Genomic DNA, 20,496 nt, shown 5'->3' with positions numbered 1-20,496 from the left:
TGTTAATTTTTCATCGCTTTCTTTCCAAACGCTACAGCCAGGATGATAATGAGTCCCTTAATCATCATTTGCTGGCTGACATCCAGACCCATGATGATCAATCCGTTGTTAATGGTTCCGATCATCAAGGATCCAATCAATGTCCCGATCACCGTACCAACGCCGCCGAAAAGACTCGTTCCGCCAAGGATAACTGCGGCAATAACCGATAGTTCATCACCATCACCGAACGTATAGCGTCCCGCATGCATGCGACCGGCATAGAGAATTCCGGCAAACCCTGCTGCCAATCCTGTTCCCAGAAAGACCATCAATTTAATGCGATGGGTTTTGACCCCGGAAAATCTTGCAGCGCTTTCATTTCCGCCGGTGGCGAGTGTCTGCCGGCCGAAGGAGGTTTTTCTCAGAAGAATATGAGCGGCAACAGTGGCCAGCAATGTCCAAACTAATAGAATGGGAACGGAACCAATATCTCCCGAACCAAACAGAAAGTTAAAGGCAGAGTTGATGATGGGCACTGGAGCCGTATCGGTAACCCACATGGCCATCCCTTTAACGATCCCCATCATCCCGAGAGTCACCAGAAACGAAGGAATGACAAACCTGGTGATTAATAACCCATTAATCAGTCCTACGATAAGCCCTGTACCAAGGCCTGCCACAAGTCCGCCAAGCATTCCGAATCCGGACTGGATGGCAAGCGCCGCAGTTAAAGAAGCAAGTGCGGTGGTTGATCCTACAGAAAGGTCGATTTCTCCGGTACTGATGACAAAGGTCATCGCCACACCCATGATCGAGATCATGGCTGTTTGTCTGGCGATATTCAACAGATTATCCGTTGAGACGAAGCCGTCATCGAACAGGGAAATGGAAAAATAAATCAGGACCCCGATGAATGCAAAATAAACAATATAGTTTCTCCAATCTAACTTTTGAACCGGCCGGGGCTTGCTTTTGCCAAAGGCAACCTGGCCCGGAGCATTAATTTCCTTGGATGGCATGCTGAAGCTCCTCCTCTGAATGGATTTCTGTTCTTCTTAATTCCTTCACGACCTGGCCATTGTGCATGGCGATGACCCGGTCGCTAAGCGCCATAAGTTCGGGGAATTCTGACGATATAACCACGATTGCTTTACCGCTGTCAGCAAGCTCGCGGATCACATCAATGATTTCGGTCTTTGCACCGATATCCACCCCGATCGTAGGCTCGTCCAAAATCAAAATCTCGGGATTGTTTGCCAGCCATTTGGCAAGGACGATTTTTTGCTGGTTTCCACCCGACAGTAAACGGGACGTCTTAAAAATATCGTCGGTCTTAATCCTCAGCTTCTCGACAAAATGGCTGGCCATTTCGTTCGCTTTTGCCTCATCAAGAACCGGCCCCTTTTTTAATTTTGATAAAATGGGCAGGATAATATTTTCTTTGACGCTATGCTCAAGAATTAACCCCTGCATGCGGCGGTCTTCTGGAATGAGGGCCAATCCGGCATCAATCGCATCGGGAGCCGTTTTGATTGTTTTCTGTTCCCCGTTAATGAGGATCTCTCCGCCTTCTTTCGCATCGATTCCGAAAATGGCCCTCGCCGTCTCTGATCTGCCACTGCCCATCAATCCCGCAATACCAAGAATCTCTCCCGGAAATACCTTGAAGCTCACATCTTTTACTTTTGAACCGGCTTGCAGGTTTTTGACTTCCAGGACAGGAGTGACATCGGTTGAATACGGCCGTTCCTTCCATTCAAAGGCCTTGTTGGAATCCCTTCCGACAATGTGCTGGATCACGGTGTCCAGATCCGTGTTCCTGCATTCCTCAGTGGCAACAAACTTCCCGTCCCGCAGCACGGTAATCCGGTCACATATTTCAAAAATTTCCTCCATCCGGTGAGAGATGTAAATAATTGCATATCCCTTGTTTTTCAGCCTTTGAATAAAGGAAAACAGGATTTCTGTTTCTTTTTGGGTCAGAGAGGATGTCGGTTCATCCATCACAAGAATTTTGGTTTCCTGGGACAGAGCTTTCGCAATTTCCGTCATCTGCCAGTATCCGACGCCAAGATTACCAACAATATCATTCGGATGTATGTCCACGTCCAATTCCTCGAGAAGCTTTTCTGTTTCCTCGATGCATTGTTTATCATTAAGAAGCCCTAAGGAAGTTTTTGATTCCCGCGTCAGAAAAATATTCTGCGCGACCGTCAATGAAGGAATCAGGCTGAATTCCTGAAAGATCATGGAGATGTAGTTGTTTCGGGCGTCATCGGTATTATGGATCTCTACTTTCTTGCCATCGATAAAAATATCGCCCTGGTCAGCTGAATAAACACCGGTTAATATTTTCATCAAAGTTGATTTGCCTGCGCCGTTTCCTCCCATCAGCGCATGCACTTCACCTTTCTTTACTGAAAAACTCACGGAATCCAGAACAGTGATTCCGTTAAAGGACTTTGAAATATTCTCCATCATAAGCAATGGCTGTTCCACGCACTCACCCTCTTAGCTAATAAGGACTGCATTATAGAGGCAGCCCTTATCGAATTTCACTTCAGTTTATTTCACTTCGGAGAGTTCCTTTGCCACCGTCACCCATTGGCTGTTTTCTGCCGATTGAAGAATCGCGTCAGCAATGGCTTCGATTTTGTAGCCGTCATGGAAGTTTGGTGAAACGACAGTATCCTCTGTGATTGATTTGAAAAAGTCATAGGTTTCAATGATCTTGGTTTCCCCGTAGCCGATACCCAGTGCCGGTATTGGCCATAATCCTTCGCCATACGGGTGGTTAGGCCCTGTGTAAACGGTACGGAACCCTTTTGCGTCTCCCGGATCATCCGAGAAGCATACTTGCAGTTCATCACGGCGTTCGTAATTGAAGGCGAGAGAACCTTTTTCGCCATGGATTTCAAACGTTAGGTAATTGTTTCGTCCCCAGGCATTTCTGGTCGCTTCAATGGTTCCAATCGCGCCCTGGTCGAATTTCACCATCGTAATAAATTCATCGTCTACATCCACAGGGCTCTTTGGAACGTCCGCGCCACCTTTTACGTTCCCGAGACTGTCTGTACCTCCGGTTTGAACCGGTCGTTCAGGAATCCATGTTTTCGTTACAGCATTCACATCTGTAATTTCGCCGACAAGGTAACGCGCAAAATCAACAACGTGTGTCCCGATATCACCCAACGCACCAGATCCGGCAATCTTTTTCTGAAAGCGCCATGAAAGCGGGGATTCAGGGTCAGCTGACCAGTCTTGCAGATACGTACCACGGAAGCTTAAAATCTTGCCGATTCGCCCTTCTTCAATATATTTTTTCGCCAATGCGACAGCAGGAGTTCTTCGGTAGTTAAAAGCAACCATGTGTTTCACACCGGCTTCATTTACAGCATCCAGCATTTCTTTTGCTTGCTCGGCGCCGAGCGCCAACGGCTTTTCACAAATGATGTGCTTACCAGCCTTGGCCGCTGCGATCGCGATTTCGGCATGGGTATGGTTGGGCGTGACAATATCGATTACATCGATTTCCGGGTCGTTCACTACTTTTCTCCAATCCGTTTCATAGTGGTCGAAGCCCAGCTTCATCGCTGCGTTCTTTGCCAGCTCCTCAGTCACATCAACAATGGTGTGGCGGTGGGGAACCGCCGGTGCAGGCCAAAAGAACATCGGCATGCCTGCATACGCCAGTGCATGTGCTTTTCCCATAAATCCTCCGCCAATCATTCCTACGTTTAATTGTTTCATTTCAATCATTCCTCCTGTGTTTTTTATTTTGCAGCATCCTTGATAACATCTGGAGCGTCCGCCCCGTACACCAGTCTCCAGGATTCCAATACATTATCCTTAGTTACCTTTACAGCCGGTGCCGCCACATAAGTTGGTGCTTTCTTTCCAATCATCGCATAGCCCGCCAGCATCGCTTCCGTTACTCCCTGGTCGTATGGCAGCTGGGCCCCAAGGCCTTTCACGATACCTCCGGAGGCAATTTCCAAGCCCACATTCGTTCCAAGGTCGGTCGTTGTAACGACGAGATTATCCTTGCCTGCCGTCCGTGCAGCAGCCAATGCCCCTTCGGCCGGCACGTCCCAGATGACAAACAGTCCATCAAGGTCACGGTATTTGGTAAGCATTCCTGAAGCTACCTTTTCGCCATCATTCGGTCCTGATATACCGGCTCTGGCTACAATTTTGATCTTTGGGTATTTTTCCTTGATCGTTTTTTCAAACTCATCGGACCGCTGCTTGGTGACAAAGAAATCAGCATCATGATAGATTACGCCGATTTTTCCTTTTCCGCCCAGCTTCTCGCCCATAACCTCTGCTGCGGCTGCACCGTTTCCGGAATTGTCACCCGACACGACGCTGACATAGTCTTTTCCAGGTTTCAGGTCATTCGCAACGCCATCCACAAACACGACCTTTACACCAGCATCCGCCGCTTTTTTGAAGGCTCCGGCGGTCGAAACGCGGTCAACCGGAACACTCACGATAATATCAGGCTTTTTTGCCAGGACCGTCTCGATGTCCGATACCTGCTTTTCCGCTTTAAATTGAGCATCGGTTACCGCAATAACCTTCACGCCCATCCGTTTAAAGGTCGCTTTAAGCGCCCGGATTTGCGCGGTGGAGTAGTCGTTTCCTGTGTAATGCATGACAATGGCCGCTTTATAGTTGCCTTTTTTGATCTTGGCAATCTCGGCCTCTGTCAGCTTCAATGTTTTGGCGGAAACCGCCTTTTCGCCATATGGACCCTTTCCTAAAATCTCTTTGTCTTCAATCTTCGGGTTGATCGTAATCGGACCCGATTTCGGTGATTCCTGTGTCTTCAGATCACTGGTTTCACTTTTTCCATTGGCACTCGAATTTGCATCTTGCTTCCCACAGCCGGTAAGCACCAGCATGCCGGCCAGGGCGGCAGCCGTTACAACAGAACCTATCTTTTTCATGGACCTAACCTCCCTATCTATTAACTTTTTCAAATTGAGTCAAATACTCGCGGCTGATCGTTGCACCTTTTTTCGGATCATCATATTGATCCAGTTCAATAATGATCCAGTCATCATAGCCCGCGTCATCCAGAAGGCGAATCATTTGGTCAAACTTTTGTACTCCTTCACCAAGAGGGACAAACGCGCCATCGCGGTAATCTTTCAAATGAATATATTTGATGCGGTTGATGTATTTTTTGATCACTTCAACCGGGTCCCCTCCGCCAGCTTCTATATGGGCGGTATCAGGGCAAAGATTGATGGTCGTCAGCGGCATTAGCTTGTCCAGTTGATCCGGTGATTGAACAATCGTTCCCAAATGAGGATGGTAGCTCGGGATGAGGCCGTATTTTTCCGCAAGCGCCGCAACCTGGTTTAGTGCCTCCCCCAGTTGACGGTAGTCGCTGTCCAATATTCCGTTCGCCCGGACGGCTCCCCCGCCAACAACGAAATGCCGTGCCCCCAGCTCTGAAGCGAGTGATGCTGCTTCCTCCAGCCGGAGCAGCTCTTCAGTCCAAATATCCGGGTAGATAAAGTTAGCGCCTGCGTATACCCCGACAAACTCCAGGGAATGCCGCTTGATCAATTCCTTGAACGCTTCCTTTTGGTCCTTGTATTCCATCAGGTTTCCATCAAAGAGTTCAAACCCTTTAAAACCTGCATCCTTAATGTCCTGTAACGCTTCCTCTGTTGATCCATTGGCCAGATAGAATAAATCTTTTATGGACGTAACTCCTGCCGGATGACCGACGACCCCGCCCCATGTATTTGTTTGATATCCGAGTTTCATTGTTTTTCCCCCTTAATTGATGGTTTTTAAGATTCATGATTGGGAAGCAGAATACCGCCAACACCACCTCCTTAAGGATGTTTAGTAACGTTTACATTCTTTTCCCAGGTTTTTTCAGCATTTATCGGTCCACTCCACTGTAAACGTTTACAGTCGTTTCAAAAATTTTTGGCTCTTCTTTGCCTATTCATTTGGTTGCTGATTCGTAAACGTTTACATCTGGCGTTTACTGATCGTGCTTAGCTTTTGGCATGAATCCCGGGTGATGATTTGGTTTTCCAAAATGTACTGGGTTTTGGTTTTGCTGAACCTCTGTTTTGTCATCAGCCTTAGCAGCAGATCCATCGCTTTCGTTCCGATTTGGAATGCCGGCTGAGCTACAGTAGTCAGTGCGGGTTTAAAAATGGCTGAAAACTGTATGTCATCGAACCCTATAATTGAAATATCCCTTGGGACCGATAATCCCTTCTGTTCGGCCGCGTTAATGGCACCGAAGGCCATCTCGTCATTCGCTGCAAATACCGCGGTTGGAGTTTGGCTGTACGCCAGCAGCTTCAGCATCATGTTAAAGCCGGTTTCGTAGGAAAAATCCCCTTCCTGAACCAGTTCAGGTTCAACCTTTACGTTGTACTGGGCCATTGCCTGGTAGAAGCCCTTTAGCCGGTCGCGCCCAAGCACACTGTTCATCGGGCCTGAAATGAGCCCGATTTTCTTATGACCCAGATGGATCAGGTACTCAGTCGCTTTGCGTGCACTGCTTACATTATCGATGGATACGGTGGGTACGTTGACACCTTCTAAGTACTCGCAGGCTAGAACCACAGGATACTCCAGGGCAATTTTCTCAACGATCTTCGCCTCAATCCCAGCCGTCAGCAGGATCATCCCGGCAGCTTTTTTTTGGCGGAGGATATTCAGGTATCCTTTACCCCGCTCCGCATTGTTGGCCGAGTCGCCAAGAAGAACCTGGTATCCATTCTCGATGGCGACCGATTCTATGCCTCTCAACACCTTTGAAAAAAAGGTATTCGTTATATCCGGGACTACAACCAATATCGTGGTCGTTTCCGACAGCCTCAACTGGCGGGCTGCTGCATTGGGCTGGTAGTTTAATAGCTCAATCACTTTCATGACCTTTTTCATCGTCTCTTCTGCTACTGTTTCCGGTTTGCTCAGCACCCTGGACACCGTAGCAATCGATACATTTGCCTGCTCAGCTACATCTCTTATCCCTGCCATATCTAGACTCTCTCTTCTGTTTTTGTGTTTCGTCAGACTATCTATAACGGCATTGTAATCGCATACATTTCGGTTGTCTAACCGCTTTCAGACCGCTTTTTCTTCCATTCGGACCAGGTGTTTTAATATTCGAACGTCTAATTAATCCCGCGGAACAAAAAAACCACAAATTTTAAAAAATAAAAAAACTCAGCCTTGTTGACTGAGTTTTCTATTATGAACGGTTGGACAATGGAATCGTTGTTTTGGACAGGAAATCTCAAATTTGGGCCAGTAAGTTCTCGATTTCCGATTGTATTTCCGTGTTCAACCTATTTTAAGTGATCTTATAACGCCTTGTACCGCTGCAGTTCGTCGACTTTATGCTTGGAAATCTTTGCGGTTTCACCGTAGTCCTTAAAATAGGCTTTGTACATTTGTCCGGCTGCTTCAATCCGCACGAGATGCTCCGCGTTGATGATATATGACCGGTGTGATGCCTGGAACCTCGAATCCAGAGCCACTTCCAAACTGGCCAGCGGTTCGTTCGTCTCATAGGATTTGTTTTTCGTATGAATGACAGACTTGCGGTCCATCCGTTCAATAAACAAAATGTCGTCCAATGGGATAAAAATGATGTTTCTCTGCTGCTTGATCTTCAGGTCCTTTTTAGCGGGCTGCACTCTCTCACCCTGTGAATAAATCACCTGTGCTGCCCTATCCAAAGCTCCGTACAGGCGGTTCCGTTCGATCGGTTTCATAATATAGTCCACCGCCTTCACTTCGAATGCCTCAAGAGCATAATCGTCGTGTCCCGTAATAAAAATCACCTGCATGGACGGCTGGAATTCCTTGCACGCCTTGACAGCCTCCATTCCATTTAACAAGGGCATGCCGATGTCCACTAATGCAATATCCGGCTTTTCACTGGCGGCATATTGAATTAATTCCTCCCCGTTTTTTGCTTCTCCTGCAATATGGTAATCAGGCAGACTGTCGATAAACAGTTTAAGCAGTTTTCTTGAAGAAGCATCATCCTCAGCAATCAGCACTTTCATCTCATCATCTCCCTTTTTCCTGCAGTGCATTTTGGATCCTTTCCGGTACCTCCATGTTATACACGAGCTTCCAGGCCTCAAGCATGTTCCTTTGGGTCACCTTTAATGCCGGCACCGCGACATAAGGCGGTGCCTGTCGGCCAAGAAGGGCGTAACCTGCCAAAATGGCTTCGGCCACTCCCTGTTGATACGGAAGTTGGGCGCCCAATCCTTTAATCAGTCCGTCACGAGCCATGTCCAGAGCAACATGGATACCAAGATCTGTCGTTGTGATGACCAAATCGTCTCTTCCTGCCTTGCGGGCCGCGGTCATCGCCCCTTCAGCTGGTATGTCCCATACGACAAACAAGCCATTCAGATCGGGATGCCTGTCCAACAGACCGGCAGTGGCTTCTTCTCCGCCGTCCGGACCTTTGATTCCCACCCGTTCGACAATCCGGATGCCGGGATAGTGTTCCTTGATTGTTTTTTCAAAGGCTGTGGTCCGCTGCCGAGTGGAAAAGAAATCGCCTTCATAGTAAATGACTCCAATTGAGCCCCTGCCTTTCAGCTGCTCACCCATGATATGGGCGGATTCCTCACCGTTTCCATAGTGGTCGGCGGAGACGATGCTGACATAATCCTCGCCATGCTTCAGTCCTTCCGGTGTGTTTTCCATAAAAATCAGCTTGATGCCGGACTGTGCCGCCTTTTGGTAAGCTTTTGCCGTCTTGATCGAATCGACAGGAATACTTACAAGGATATCCGGTTTTTTGGCAACGATTTCATCAATATCAGCCACTTGCTTTTCCCAGTTAAATTCTGCATTGGTAACGGCAATGACCTCAATTCCCATTCGTTCAAATGTTACGGTTAATCCTTCCACCTGAGTTCTTGCCCAATCATTCCCGGCATAATGCATGGAAATGGCAGCCCGATACTTTTTCTCATTGATTTTCTTCAGGTCTTCCAGGGAGAGCTGCAGCGTTTTTGCCGATACGGCTTGCTCACCATGCGGGCCTGTGCTGTAAATTCTCGCATCCGGTATATTTTGGTGAATGGTATTGTTCAGCACATCATTGATTACATTCAGAAATCCCTTTACATTGATCGGCTTCGTGACATAATGATCGAATCCCCTGTCAAGAGCCTGCTGTATGTTTCCGGAAGCTGCCATGGAGCTAACAGCAATGACCGCTGCATCCTTGGCCGCGTCTGAGGCTCTGATGATGTCGATCATTTCATAGCCATCCATGTCCGGAAGGTTAATATCCAGTAAAATCAGGTCTACTTTTTCCTGTGCCAGCAGGGACAGCCCTTCTTTCGCCGTCCGGGCAACAAGAAGATTATACGCAGGCTGTGGGTTAAGAATTTTTTGGACAAGATGAATATTAGATTCATTGTCTTCAATATAGAGCAACCGGTAAACGTCAGTTTTCTCCATATCCGTGCCGTCGGGTTCCACGTTTTCTCCCCACCTGACTCCTGTCTTTAGGTTAGGAGGGACAGGTAGAGTGACCTTGAAATTGCTTCCTTTTCCTTTGGTGCTCGTCACAGAAATCTTTCCATCCATCAGATTGACAAGCTGTTTGACCAGCGAGAGTCCAATCCCCGTCCCCTCCTCCTTTGAACCTTCAATTCGATAAAAAGGAACAAACACTTTATTATACTCGGAGGCTGAGAAACCGACTCCTGTATCCTCCACCTGGATCACCTGATGATCGCCTTCCTGGTGACAGTAGAGATACACCTTTCCAAATTCCCGGTTATATTTGATCGCATTATTCAACAGGTTAAGGAAGATCTGCTTCAGGCGTACAGGATCCGCCAGCACCCGCATCGTCGCATTGGAATGATCACGCTGTACATCGATCGTAATATTCTTCTTCTTAGCCATCGGTTTAACAATCTTAACGCATTCCTGGAGAACCGTTAGAAGCTCAACTTCAGTAATGGCTATCTTCAAGTTGCCAGTTTCGATGCGTGACAGATCCAGTACCTCATTAACCAACTCCAGCAGGTGCCTTCCCCCATTTAGTATTTCCTGTACAAAATCATACTGGGTGTCCGTTAAGTCCTCTTCCAATTCCAAAAGCTGGGCAAATCCCAGTATGCCATTCAGCGGCGTCCGGAGCTCATGGCTCATTTTTGATAGAAAGTCGGATCGCGCCATCGCATGGGCCAACTTTCTTTCCTGCTCTTTTTGCAGTGTGATGTCCGTACATATCCCCACCACTTGTGATACTGTTCCTTGATGGGCCACAGGCCGGAGACTGGTGAGGTACTCTTTGTCCCGATAATGAATTTCGTATTCCACATACTCTCCATTCCACGCCATTTCATAATATTCATGGATAACATGTGCCAGATCAGGAGCATCCTTATACATGTCAAAAACGGTTTTTCCGGTAATCTCCTGGCCCCCATGGATTTGGTCCAGCAAAGGCCCATGAGAATACGAATAGACAAATTGTTGGTTTCTTTTCAAAAAGGTAAAAATCATTCCTTTGTCTTCACGATTTGCCTTAGATACATACTCTGCGATCGTGTACACCTCCCCTCGCCTGTTTTTAAGAATTTTTCCTCTGTAAACGTTTTCTCCCTCTATTATAAAATCGCTTCTCTGGTTCGTCTAATCCATATATTGTCTAAGATCTATTTCCTCAATTTCGAAGGCAACATATGATGTTAACAAAAAGGAAAAACCTCACAGAAAAGGAATATCTTTAAAATGAAGTTGAAACGGGGGCTTTTGAAGATGAGTAAAAAATGGGTATTAGGTGTACTCTGTATAGGGGTCATTGTGGTGATTTACTTTTTTGTTTCACGGCCTTCCAGTCCGGCCAGCCCCGCTCCTCCTGGCATTCCTGACACATCCCTCGAAGAGCAGGTCTGCCAAAGAGTGGCGGACCAGGATGGTGACTGCAAAGGCATTCGTTTGTTTGATGCTGATTCACATCTGGTTTTTGCTGAGAGCAGTACAGGGATTACTCCCGCGTTGACCAATAATGCGTTTACCGAATTTAAAAAGTTCATTTACCCGATGCTGAATTTCCAGGAATTTAACGAGGAGCGTGGCGACAGAGGCCCGATTATCTGGCAGGTAAAAAATAAGGTCCAAAAGAATTTATCCATCATATACGGGTTTGCCGAGGACGAGGCTAAGACCATTGTCATTAACAGTGAAGGCCATGTACAGCCAAACCGCTTTTTCGCCCGGGATAACCTGTGGGTGTGGTATGCGACTTTTCAAAAAGATGAAGTAAAGCTGCCGGTGAAGGTGACCGTTTATGATGCAAAAGGTAATGTTATTTCCAAAGGGGATGAAGAGGAATAATTCTGGTCAGAAGAAAGTTTAAACAATCGTTTAAAAGCAGTGCCATTTCCCATCAGAAATTGCATTGCTTTTAGCATTACTTCTCTTTTGAAGCTCTTTTTATTTCTTTTTTCAACTCTGAGATATTTCTTTTATATACGTCCAGTTCCTGTTTTGTAAGTGGATGCTCACCATATCGTACCTTTCTGTATAAATCCGCAATCTCTCTTTTCATTTCCGACTTATAATCCATTCGACCAAACCAGTCTTCAACCGTTTCCTCCCGCTTCCTTCCCAACCCATATTTAAAAAGGGTTTGATCCAGTTGGTAAAGCAACTTGCGTGCCGGGTCAGACGGACGAGAATTTCGCAAATAAGAATGATTATAGACAGGTTGAGGGCTTAGGATGCTGCGGAAAACAGAGTTATCCTCTCCATTCCCCCCTGGCCTCCTTATTTTTCTTCGGAATAAATAGAGGCAAACAGCTGCAATGACGAATACGATTAAGGCAATAAGAATCCATTCATGATTGCCGTTTTGTTGAATCATCACTTGAAGTTCAGAGGGTTGATTTGGATTTGCTTTTTTCCAGACAGCATCGAAATCGTTCATTAATTGATCATCTGCTGATAGCTTTCTAAAAATATAATAGAAGACCGGCCCCACAAGAAAAGCAAGAAGCTTTGCACCAAGGCTTAAAAGATAAAGAAAAGTAAACTTGATATAGTTGAAAAGAAGCAAACCAGCCAGTCCTATCATCAAGAATACGATCACCTTTTTAGCTTTTAGGGACTTTGCTGCAGCTAAAGGGACTTTTAATAAAAGAAAGTAAAACAACTGAAAAAGAATAATTCCGATCAACCATTCTTTTTTAGCGAACATCGGATTTAATACATACAAGGAAAAACAGAGAAACATGGTAATAAAAAGAATGGCCTCCGCTTCTTCCTTTGATCTCTTCCCATAATTCTCATACACCCGCCAATTGATCACGGAACCCAGCAAGATGGAAAGCAGCACATGTATGCCTAAAAAATGCGACAAAGCGATGCCAAACAGCGAAGTCAGGATAATGTGTCCATAAGTTAGTTTTTTCTTTGCTTTGGTCAGGACCATCAATAAAGGTACCGCGCTGGCAGCATATATGCCAAGAAACGTTAAAAGCGGCGCAAACTCATCATGATGCAGATAAAATAGCGATAACAAGGTGAACACTAAAAAAGCATCATATAAATAATAAAAATAAAACCTACCTGCCAGCGACCATGTCGTTTTCATTCGCTCTCCTCCATGACCTTAAATATGCGCCATCTTCTATATCTTGCTTTTCGGCTACATAAATCCTCCTTCCGTTCTTTCTCCAGTTGACGAAATGCCGTTCTGAGAGCTGGTCTTTCTCACCAAAATAAAATAAGGTGGTGGAAGGGGCCAAGCGCGCGTCGATCGACGAAAGGAATCGCTTGTTTGGTACTTTTATCGATGAATGATCTAGTCTTGCAAGGATTTCCATCGTCCGCCCTAAATGCTCTTTCCCCTTACTGACATCCAGGTGAAAGGCGGAATGCTTACCTGGAATTTGTACGTTAATGAACATCTCATACGGGATATTTTTTGAAGTGGCATACTGGCACAAATAGGCTAAATAGCTGATGTTCTGTTCAATGCTTTGTTTGCTCAGCGTTGTCTTGATGTCCCCTAAATTTAAAATAAAGGACCAGCTTACCATTGTTGTTTTTTCAAAGACTTTCGTTTGCAATACATCCATCTTGGAGGAGAGCTTCCAATGAATTCGATTGAAGGAATCTCCCGAGACGTAATCTCTTGATCCAAACGGTTGACTTGTATCTTCGAAAAGCGATGAAGATAAAGGATATTCACCCAAGGTCATCTTTTCGATGTGTTCGATCCCTGCTATTTTTGTGGGGTTTGGATAAACGACGACTTCTGTATGATAAATAGTATCAAACGTAAGATGGATCGTATTTAAACCTACGAGATCTTTGATTTGAACGGTGATATCTTTTATTCGGGAAACCCCGCGTTTCATTGAGGTGAACGGAACCGTGATTTCTGCCGCTTGATTGGGCAGCAAATGGATTTGAGGAGTATTGTGATTTTCGTCCCATAGCCTGATCACATCATTGAAAAAGTAATCCAGCTTTGCATGATGGATAGGGATGGTCCCTGTATTTCGCAGTAAAAAAGAAAAGCTGTCTTGTTCATCAGGAAAAAGCCGGATTGTGTGTTTGTTATTCTCTAATACCAGTGCAGTTGGAACGTGCTTTGTATAATACTTTGCAAAAAAATAAAGAGAAATTAAAACCATTCCTGCAAAAAATATCAGGACGGAATCTGTATAAAAGCTCAATAAAACAAAAATTGTAACAACAATAGGAATGCCTTCTAACAGCTTAGAGCTTACAATTCTTATTCTCCACCTCATTGAGGTGATCCGCTTTCAACAGGAACATGAACTTCATTGAGGATATCGGTGACGATTTGTCTCTTTGTCTTTCTCATAGCTCCCTCAACCGATAAGACGAGGCGGTGAGGAATTACATGGGGAGCTATATTTTTAACATCCTCCGGAATCACATACTCTCTCCCTTGCAGGTAAGCTTTGCCCTGACAGGCTCTCATCAATGCCAACGTCCCCCTTGGACTAATTCCTACCTCAACATATTGAGATTCACGCGAGTGTTGAACGATATCTAAAATGTAGTCCTCAATACTTTCCGAAACCAGGACGTTTTGAACTTCCTCCTGGCAGCGTTTAATCTCCTCCAGCGTCAGCAGAGTCTCAATGGTATGTAATGGCTCATTTCCTCTATGTACATTCATGATTCGCTTTTCTTCCTGCCGGGTGGGATATCCCACTTGAATTTGCATAAAGAAGCGATCCAACTGAGCTTCCGGAAGTGCAAAGGTTCCTGAGGACTCTATAGGATTTTGGGTAGCAATCACAATAAAAGGAGAGGGTAATTTGACCGTTTCCCCATCAATCGTAACCTGTTTCTCCTCCATTACCTCCAGCAAACTGGATTGAGTCCTCGGATTGGCCCGGTTGATTTCATCCGCAAGCAGCACATTGGTTACAACCGGACCAAGTCTCAATTGAAAGGTTCTTTCCTTTGGGTCAAAAAATTGGATTCCAATGACATCGCTGGGAAGAAGGTCAGGAGTAAACTGGATCCGTTTAAAATGGCCTCCAATGACTCTGGCCATACTTTTTGCCAGCATGGTTTTACCCGTACCCGGCACATCTTCTAATAGAATATGTCCTTTATTCATAATAGAAATCAGCAGCAATTCTACGATGTTATCTTTTCCTATAATCACTTTACTAATTTCATTTTTTATCTTCATTACATCGAGCACAATTCATCCACCCTTAAGAATAACTAGATTTTTCAACATTTATCCTATCATTATTTAACATAAATTTACACAAGTGAACAATTTCTATTATTTTAGAACACGCAGAGGAAAAAGAAATCACAAGAAATACACATTGATCCGAGGAGTGTTTAAATATCAAAGCAGACTATCCACCTATTTCGGAAATGAAATTTATAAGCTCTGCTGCAATTGGGTGTTCCATTGGGGCAATAGTAAGATGGATACACGAGAAATTTGTTAAATAAAAAAATTTGTATATAAACTACACAGCTTGTTGGAATATTTTGTTGCAATCTGATTGTGACTTTAGGTTAGGGGAGAGTGAAACTGCTTTAATAAATATAGATGGCTTTCGATTATCATGGTGATCATTAGTATTGTTGTTTTTTCTTTATGAGGGGACCGAACGCAAGTATGTTTGCTGGAATAATTATGTTTACCACCCTATCTTTGCTGGAATTATTTTCGCCATTTTATCAAAACCGGTGGGAGAGTATTACACTCGGTATTTTATTGATTATTGGTGTGTTGGTTTTTGCGTTCTCCTTATTACGAGCATTGGGAATTGGAGAAGCATAGAAGAGACCACAGGAGTTGCTTAAATGAAAGTATTACGAAAGCACCTGATCATCATTACGGGTCTATTTTGCTTCGCTCATATTATATTTGATTTTTCAGCATTAGGAAAAACAACAGATGTCATTCTAGCTTTGTTCTTCCTACTTTTACTGATTTATACTACACTTTTTCAAAAGTGGCAGGGAAATAGTTTAAACGACCGTTTAAATCCTTTCACAGATACAGCAAAAGGCCCGTTATCTTCCACGGGCCTTTTTTTGATCTTACATCAACCTGTTTAGTTTTTTAGCTGCTTCCATTACATATCAATATCACCTGCAAAGAGTTCCTTCTTATTACGGAAACCTGCAAAAACGCTGACAAAGATAATCACAATTGAAATCACCAAAAGGGTACCTGAAAGAGGACGTGTGAAAAGAGCCATAAAATCTCCTTGAAAAATGGTTAACGATTGCATCAAAGCATTCTCCATCATTGACCCTAATACAAAAGTCAGCACGATTGGAGCAATAGGAATATCCACCTTTTTAAAAACATAGCCGATTAATCCAAACACTAGCATGGTCCCCACATCCCAAAGACTGTTGTTGATTGTATAGGTACCAGCTATTAACACCATAAGAATGATGGGAAACAGAAGTTTAAACGGAACCAATGTAATTTTTGCCCATACGCCGGCCAGCGGCAAATTCATAATCAGCAATAGTAAGTTCCCTATAAACATACTTGCGATTACCCCCCAGACAAAATCAGGGTTATCTTTAAATAATGTGGGACCTGGAGTGAGCCCATGCATGATAAATGCGCCAAGAAGGATGGCTATCGTAGGAGAACTAGGAATTCCTAATGTGAATAATGGAATCAATGCCCCTCCACAAAAGGAGTTGTTTGCTGTTTCAGGACCTGCTACGCCTTCAATCGCTCCTTTCCCAAAACGGGAAGGGTCTTTAGCAACCCTCTTTTCCATAGAGTAAGAAAGGATAGGCGGTATGACTGAATTTGTTCCCGGTATCAGGCCGATCAAGAAGCCGAGTACTGTTCCTCTTCCGATTGATTTCAAGGAAGGGTTCCACTCGCCTCGTGAAGGAAGGAGCCCTTTAACTTTTGGTGGCTTTTCAGCCTTCAAGGTCTGCTCCGCACTACTTAAGATCTCCGATAATCCAAAAAGTCCCATGGCAATGACAACAAAATCAAACCCTTCCATTAAATAAGGCTGTCCAAAGGAGAATCGAGGGATCCCTGTTACAGGCTCCTGACCTACAAGAGCTAAAATGAGGCCGATTACTGCTGCAATTGACCCTTTTAAGACGGATTTACCAATCAAGCCGATCACCATGGTCATTCCCAGCAACATTAGAGCAAAGAATTCTGGAGGACCGAACTTCAGTGCCATGTTTGCCAGCGGCGGTCCGACAAGGACCAAACCTACTATGGCAAATGTTCCTCCAATAAAAGATCCGATAGCTGAAATCCCCAAAGCCGTCCCTGCTCTTCCCTGCTTTGCCATGGGATGTCCATCTAGACATGTAATAACGGAAGATGCTTCACCAGGTGTATTAATGAGAACAGATGTGATCGTCCCACCATACATCGCTCCATAATAGATTCCAGAGAGCATTACAATAGCTGAAATTGGCTCCATCGCATACGTAAGGGGAATGAGGACGGCCGTTCCTGCACTTGGTCCTAACCCAGGCAATACACCTACCAGCATTCCAATGGTAACCCCAATCAAACAGTACAATAAATTATGCAGAGTAAGGGCGGTTTCAAATCCTGATAACAAAAAACTGATAGAATCCATTCGTCTGCCTCCTTACCATCCAAATGCATTCATAGGTAATGGAACACCTAAGAATGTATTAAAGATGAGAAATACAACGACTGTAGTTACTACGGATGTACCGACTGCTGTGTACCACTTCATTTCTCCTATGAACAAAATACACAAAACAACTGTTCCTGAAAGTGTAAATCCTGCGTAAGGAGAAATCAGGATGAACAAAAGGATGGACCCTAAAATTCTAAGGATTTTATTCCGTTGTGCTCCTTTTGGAAATACTTCAGAAAAACGAATCTCGTCCTTTTTAAAAGCGCTTACAATATACATAATGGAAAGAATAAGCAGCAGGCCGCTCAACCAAATCGGAAATAGTCCTGGACCAGGTCCTATATTGCTGTAATAGTCATACGAAAGAGCAAAATAGAAAATCAACCCTGCAAACAGAAGAAGAAAAATACCTACCCATACGTTTAGATTTTTCATGAGATCCACCTGCCATTTTTAAGATTTTAAACATCCTTTGACTTAAAATAATGAAGGAAACCTTGCAGCTCCTAAATGGATTTAACCATCCCGCCATCAATCAGGAAAGAACTTCCCGTAACGTACGTATTGGCCTCGGAAACGAGAAAAGTGGCAAAATTAGCAAACTCTTCAGGTTTGCCATACCGGCCGAGGGGGATTGTTTTTTTGGAGGCTTCCTCAACTTGCTCACGTGAAGTCCCTTGATTATCCGCCTTAAGCTGATCAAGAAAAGCAACACGGTCTGTTGCAATCCTTCCAGGTGCAACTGTATTCACCAGAATGTTGTACGGTGCAAGCTCCTCTGCCAGACTTTTTGATAGCCCCAGCACGCCCAACCGAAATGTATTGGAGAGGATTAACCCTGGTATGGGTTGTTTAATAGAAGAGGATGCAATATTTATAATTTTGCCGCCTTCCTTCTTTAAATCTGGCAGCACTTCCCGAATCAGCCGGATATAACTTAAGAGATTTAATTCAAAGGCATGATACCAATCTCTATCTTCAAATTTTTCAAACGTTCCACCCGGCGGGCCTCCTGCGTTATTGACCAGTATTTGGATATCTCCAAACGTTTTTCTAGTAGCAGCAACTAACTCTTTTACGTTCTCTTCTTTTGTTATATCACAGGGAAAGTACGAGACTTTCCCATTTCCTAGTTTCTGAAGCTCTTGTTGAACCTCTTGCAGTTTTTCTCGATTGCGGCTCGTTAACATCACGTTCGCACCCTCTTCAACGAGCTTTTGAGCAATAGCTTTTCCCAGTCCCTGACTTGAAGCTACGACAAGAGCTGTCTTTCCTTCTAAATTTAATCTCATACTCTCTCTCCTCTACCTAATATGGTTTACTTAACTAGTTTTGCAGGGTCCAGTACGAGGTGATTTGCCTGGTATCCCTGTTCGACTCTAGCAGTGTTTTGGAAGGCAGTAGCCAGAACCCGATTCAGCGTATCTCTTGTCCCTGCCCCAATATGCGGGGTAGCAATAACATTTTCCAAGGTGAAAAGAGGATTGTCCATCCCAGCCGGCTCTTTTTCCCATACATCAATTCCTGCCCCGGCTATCGTATTTGCATGAAGAGCCTGATATAATTCCCCTTCATCAACGATTCCGCCTCTTGACACATTAATAAGAACAGCGTTCTCTTTCATCATGGAAAGTTGTTTTTTTCCGATTAACCCCTTCGTTTCCGTAAGCAGTGGAAGATGAAGGCTAATAATATCCGAACCCCTGAGAACCCTTTCTAATGGCCAATACTCTGCTTGAAGTTCCTCTTCTATCTCTGGATTTAAGCGGTATTGGTCAAAGTAGACAATGTTCGTTCCAAATACCTTCGATCGCTTCGCTGTTTCCCTGCCAATATTCCCAAACCCGATGAACCCGTGGGTCTTTCCTTCCATCTCATACGAGTAAGGACGCAACTCCCACATTAACCAATTCCCTTTTTTGGTTTCGCTGTTCAGAAGTGGCAGCTTACGATAAAGAGCTAAAATCAGCAGGATGGTAAGCTCTGCCACTCCGGAAGAATTTGCACCGGGAGTATTGGCAACAGGTATGGCGTACTTCTTTGCTGCTTCAAGATCAATGTTGTCTACACCAATTCCTGTTTTTTGTATCAGCTTTGCATTCTTCGCGAGGGATAAAATTTCTTCTCCGATCTTTTCTGTGGCTACGATCAAGTAGTCAGCTTGTGGCAGGTACTGTTCTCTCTCATTTTCATCAAGGTCATGCCAGAATAATAGTTTGAATCCAGATGGCAGGTGTTCGTAGATGATTTTTTCAAACGCTGGAAAAACACGATCAAAGTAAATGACGATCGAACCCACATCTTTGCCTCCATTCGTTTTAGATGCTGCCCAGTCTTACCAGCCCAGCAGCTTGCCAAGTTTTTTAACCTCGTCTTCATCACTCTGCAGCAGATGTTTATAGTCTTGGCCACCCAGATATTGAACCTGGAGCCCTAATTTACCCATCTTCTCTACTTGTTCTTTATTTTTTATCCCCTTTTCAAATGCCTCTTGAAGAACTTTCAGCTGTTCCGGATCTATACCTTTTGGAGCCGCCAGTCCGCGTGCCGACCAAGAATACACTTTATATCCGCTTTCCTCCAATGTCGGGACCTTTGGGAGAAAAGTAGATCTTTCTTTATTCATCACACCAATGATCTTGATCTTTCCTTCTTTATGAAGACTCATAAGTTCTCCTACGTTAGCGAACAGGACGTCCACATGTCCGCCAAGGACGGAAGTTACGCTCTCTGCTGAACCCTTATTTTGTACTGGCTCAAACTTGGTACCTAACTGGTCGTTCATTTTTAAAGAGGCATAATGATCATCACTGCCTACTCCTGTAGAAGTTGCTGTTAATCTTTTCTTTTTGGCATAATCCACCAATTCCTTTATATTGGTAAATCTTTTCTCATCGGCACGAATAGCGATGGCACCTGGATCGGTTACATGATTGGCAATGGGTGTAAAGCTTTCAAGATTTTCTTTTCGTTTAAACTTCGGGTCAAGGTAACCTGTCATAAAGTTTGGCGTATTAATGTAGCCGATCGTATAGCCATCCGGCTTGGCATTGGCCAGTTGAGACCAGCCGATCCATCCTCCACCTCCAGGCTTGTTCACCACGTTTAGAGGAACACCCAGTTCTTTTTCGACATAGGGCAGCATGATTCTGGCACCAGAATCCGTCCCTCCTCCCGCTTCATAGGCAACAATAACGTTAATTGCCTTTTTAGGATACCCCTTGGCATTTCCGGAACCCCCTTTACTTGATCCTGAAGAAGCTTTGTTGCCGGCACAACCTGCAAGCAGTAAAACCATGATCAATACCATTGACAGTAACTTTTTCATTTCAATGACACCCCTCAGTTT

18 protein-coding genes are annotated in these 20,496 nt (G+C 44.6%); 2 read left to right on the top strand and 16 right to left on the bottom strand.

The annotated features are described in order from the left end of the window. Positions 1–2: 2 nt before the first annotated feature. The 8 genes from AS030_RS17960 to AS030_RS17925 form a co-directional block, all read right to left on the bottom strand. The gene (locus AS030_RS17960) at positions 3–1,001 is read right to left on the bottom strand and encodes an ABC transporter permease (RefSeq protein WP_082635876.1); all 999 of its coding nucleotides are present in this window, start codon (positions 999–1,001) and stop codon (positions 3–5) included. Next, on the bottom strand, positions 982–2,481 hold the full coding sequence (locus AS030_RS17955; protein ID WP_205728275.1) for a sugar ABC transporter ATP-binding protein: 1,500 nt from the start codon (positions 2,479–2,481) through the stop codon (positions 982–984). Before AS030_RS17955 ends, AS030_RS17960 begins: the two co-directional genes overlap by 20 nt. Positions 2,482–2,547: 66 nt before the next feature. Next, positions 2,548–3,732 (bottom strand): levoglucosan dehydrogenase, encoded by a 1,185-nt coding sequence (locus AS030_RS17950; protein ID WP_061974148.1) that lies wholly within the window; start codon positions 3,730–3,732, stop codon positions 2,548–2,550. Between the two features lie 23 nt (positions 3,733–3,755). After that, positions 3,756–4,934 (bottom strand): substrate-binding domain-containing protein, encoded by a 1,179-nt coding sequence (locus AS030_RS17945; RefSeq protein ID WP_061974146.1) that lies wholly within the window; start codon positions 4,932–4,934, stop codon positions 3,756–3,758. A gap of 13 nt (positions 4,935–4,947) precedes the next feature. Then, a complete protein-coding gene (locus AS030_RS17940; protein ID WP_061974145.1) occupies positions 4,948–5,766 on the bottom strand; it encodes a sugar phosphate isomerase/epimerase family protein in 819 nt (272 codons plus the stop codon). Positions 5,767–5,979: 213 nt separating this feature from the next. Then, on the bottom strand, positions 5,980–7,005 hold the full coding sequence (locus AS030_RS17935; protein WP_061974142.1) for a LacI family DNA-binding transcriptional regulator: 1,026 nt from the start codon (positions 7,003–7,005) through the stop codon (positions 5,980–5,982). Positions 7,006–7,331: 326 nt separating this feature from the next. Continuing rightward, complete coding sequence (locus AS030_RS17930) at positions 7,332–8,042, bottom strand: LytR/AlgR family response regulator transcription factor (RefSeq protein ID WP_061974140.1); 711 nt, start codon at positions 8,040–8,042, stop codon at positions 7,332–7,334. 4 nt (positions 8,043–8,046) lie between these two features. After that, positions 8,047–10,575, bottom strand: coding sequence for a substrate-binding domain-containing protein (locus AS030_RS17925; RefSeq protein WP_240482392.1), 2,529 nt, complete (start codon positions 10,573–10,575; stop codon positions 8,047–8,049). Positions 10,576–10,779: 204 nt separating this feature from the next. On the opposite strand from AS030_RS17925, the gene AS030_RS17920 reads away from it, so the two are divergent. Continuing rightward, entirely contained in the window at positions 10,780–11,358 is a 579-nt protein-coding gene (locus AS030_RS17920; RefSeq protein ID WP_061974222.1) for a hypothetical protein, read from the top strand. A gap of 76 nt (positions 11,359–11,434) precedes the next feature. Here AS030_RS17920 and AS030_RS17915 read toward each other — a convergent pair whose 3' ends face one another. The 3 genes from AS030_RS17915 to AS030_RS17905 all read right to left on the bottom strand — a co-directional run bounded on the left by AS030_RS17915 (position 11,435) and on the right by AS030_RS17905 (position 14,704). Beyond that, entirely contained in the window at positions 11,435–12,616 is a 1,182-nt protein-coding gene (locus AS030_RS17915; protein WP_061974138.1) for a DUF4129 domain-containing protein, read from the bottom strand. Beyond that, complete coding sequence (locus AS030_RS17910) at positions 12,588–13,664, bottom strand: DUF58 domain-containing protein (protein WP_162264564.1); 1,077 nt, start codon at positions 13,662–13,664, stop codon at positions 12,588–12,590. The genes AS030_RS17915 and AS030_RS17910 overlap by 29 nt, the downstream gene beginning before the upstream one ends. A 113-nt stretch (positions 13,665–13,777) precedes the next feature. Next, a complete protein-coding gene (locus AS030_RS17905; RefSeq protein WP_176716400.1) occupies positions 13,778–14,704 on the bottom strand; it encodes an AAA family ATPase in 927 nt (308 codons plus the stop codon). 635 nt (positions 14,705–15,339) lie between these two features. Here AS030_RS17905 and AS030_RS17900 point away from each other — a divergent pair. After that, a complete protein-coding gene (locus AS030_RS17900) occupies positions 15,340–15,597 on the top strand; it encodes a hypothetical protein (protein ID WP_061974132.1) in 258 nt (85 codons plus the stop codon). Between the two features lie 17 nt (positions 15,598–15,614). On the opposite strand, the gene AS030_RS17895 is transcribed toward AS030_RS17900, so the two are convergent. From AS030_RS17895 to AS030_RS17875, 5 genes are all read right to left on the bottom strand, one after another. Beyond that, entirely contained in the window at positions 15,615–17,120 is a 1,506-nt protein-coding gene (locus AS030_RS17895; RefSeq protein WP_061974130.1) for a tripartite tricarboxylate transporter permease, read from the bottom strand. 12 nt (positions 17,121–17,132) lie between these two features. Further along, the gene (locus tag AS030_RS17890; protein WP_061974127.1) at positions 17,133–17,582 is read right to left on the bottom strand and encodes a tripartite tricarboxylate transporter TctB family protein; all 450 of its coding nucleotides are present in this window, start codon (positions 17,580–17,582) and stop codon (positions 17,133–17,135) included. A 71-nt stretch (positions 17,583–17,653) separates the two neighbouring features. Beyond that, on the bottom strand, positions 17,654–18,439 hold the full coding sequence (locus tag AS030_RS17885; RefSeq protein ID WP_061974125.1) for an SDR family oxidoreductase: 786 nt from the start codon (positions 18,437–18,439) through the stop codon (positions 17,654–17,656). A gap of 26 nt (positions 18,440–18,465) precedes the next feature. Next, positions 18,466–19,446: a 2-hydroxyacid dehydrogenase gene (locus AS030_RS17880; protein ID WP_061974123.1), complete on the bottom strand. Its 981-nt coding sequence runs from the start codon at positions 19,444–19,446 to the stop codon at positions 18,466–18,468. Between the two features lie 36 nt (positions 19,447–19,482). Then, positions 19,483–20,475 carry a tripartite tricarboxylate transporter substrate binding protein gene (locus AS030_RS17875; RefSeq protein ID WP_061974121.1) on the bottom strand — a complete coding sequence of 331 codons (993 nt, stop codon included), beginning with the start codon at positions 20,473–20,475 and terminating at the stop codon, positions 19,483–19,485. Positions 20,476–20,496 lie beyond the last annotated feature (21 nt).

Source organism: Fictibacillus enclensis (assembly GCF_001457035.1).
GTDB lineage: Bacteria > Bacillota > Bacilli > Bacillales > Fictibacillaceae > Fictibacillus_C > Fictibacillus_C enclensis.
This window is presented reverse-complemented; position numbering and strand designations above follow the sequence as displayed.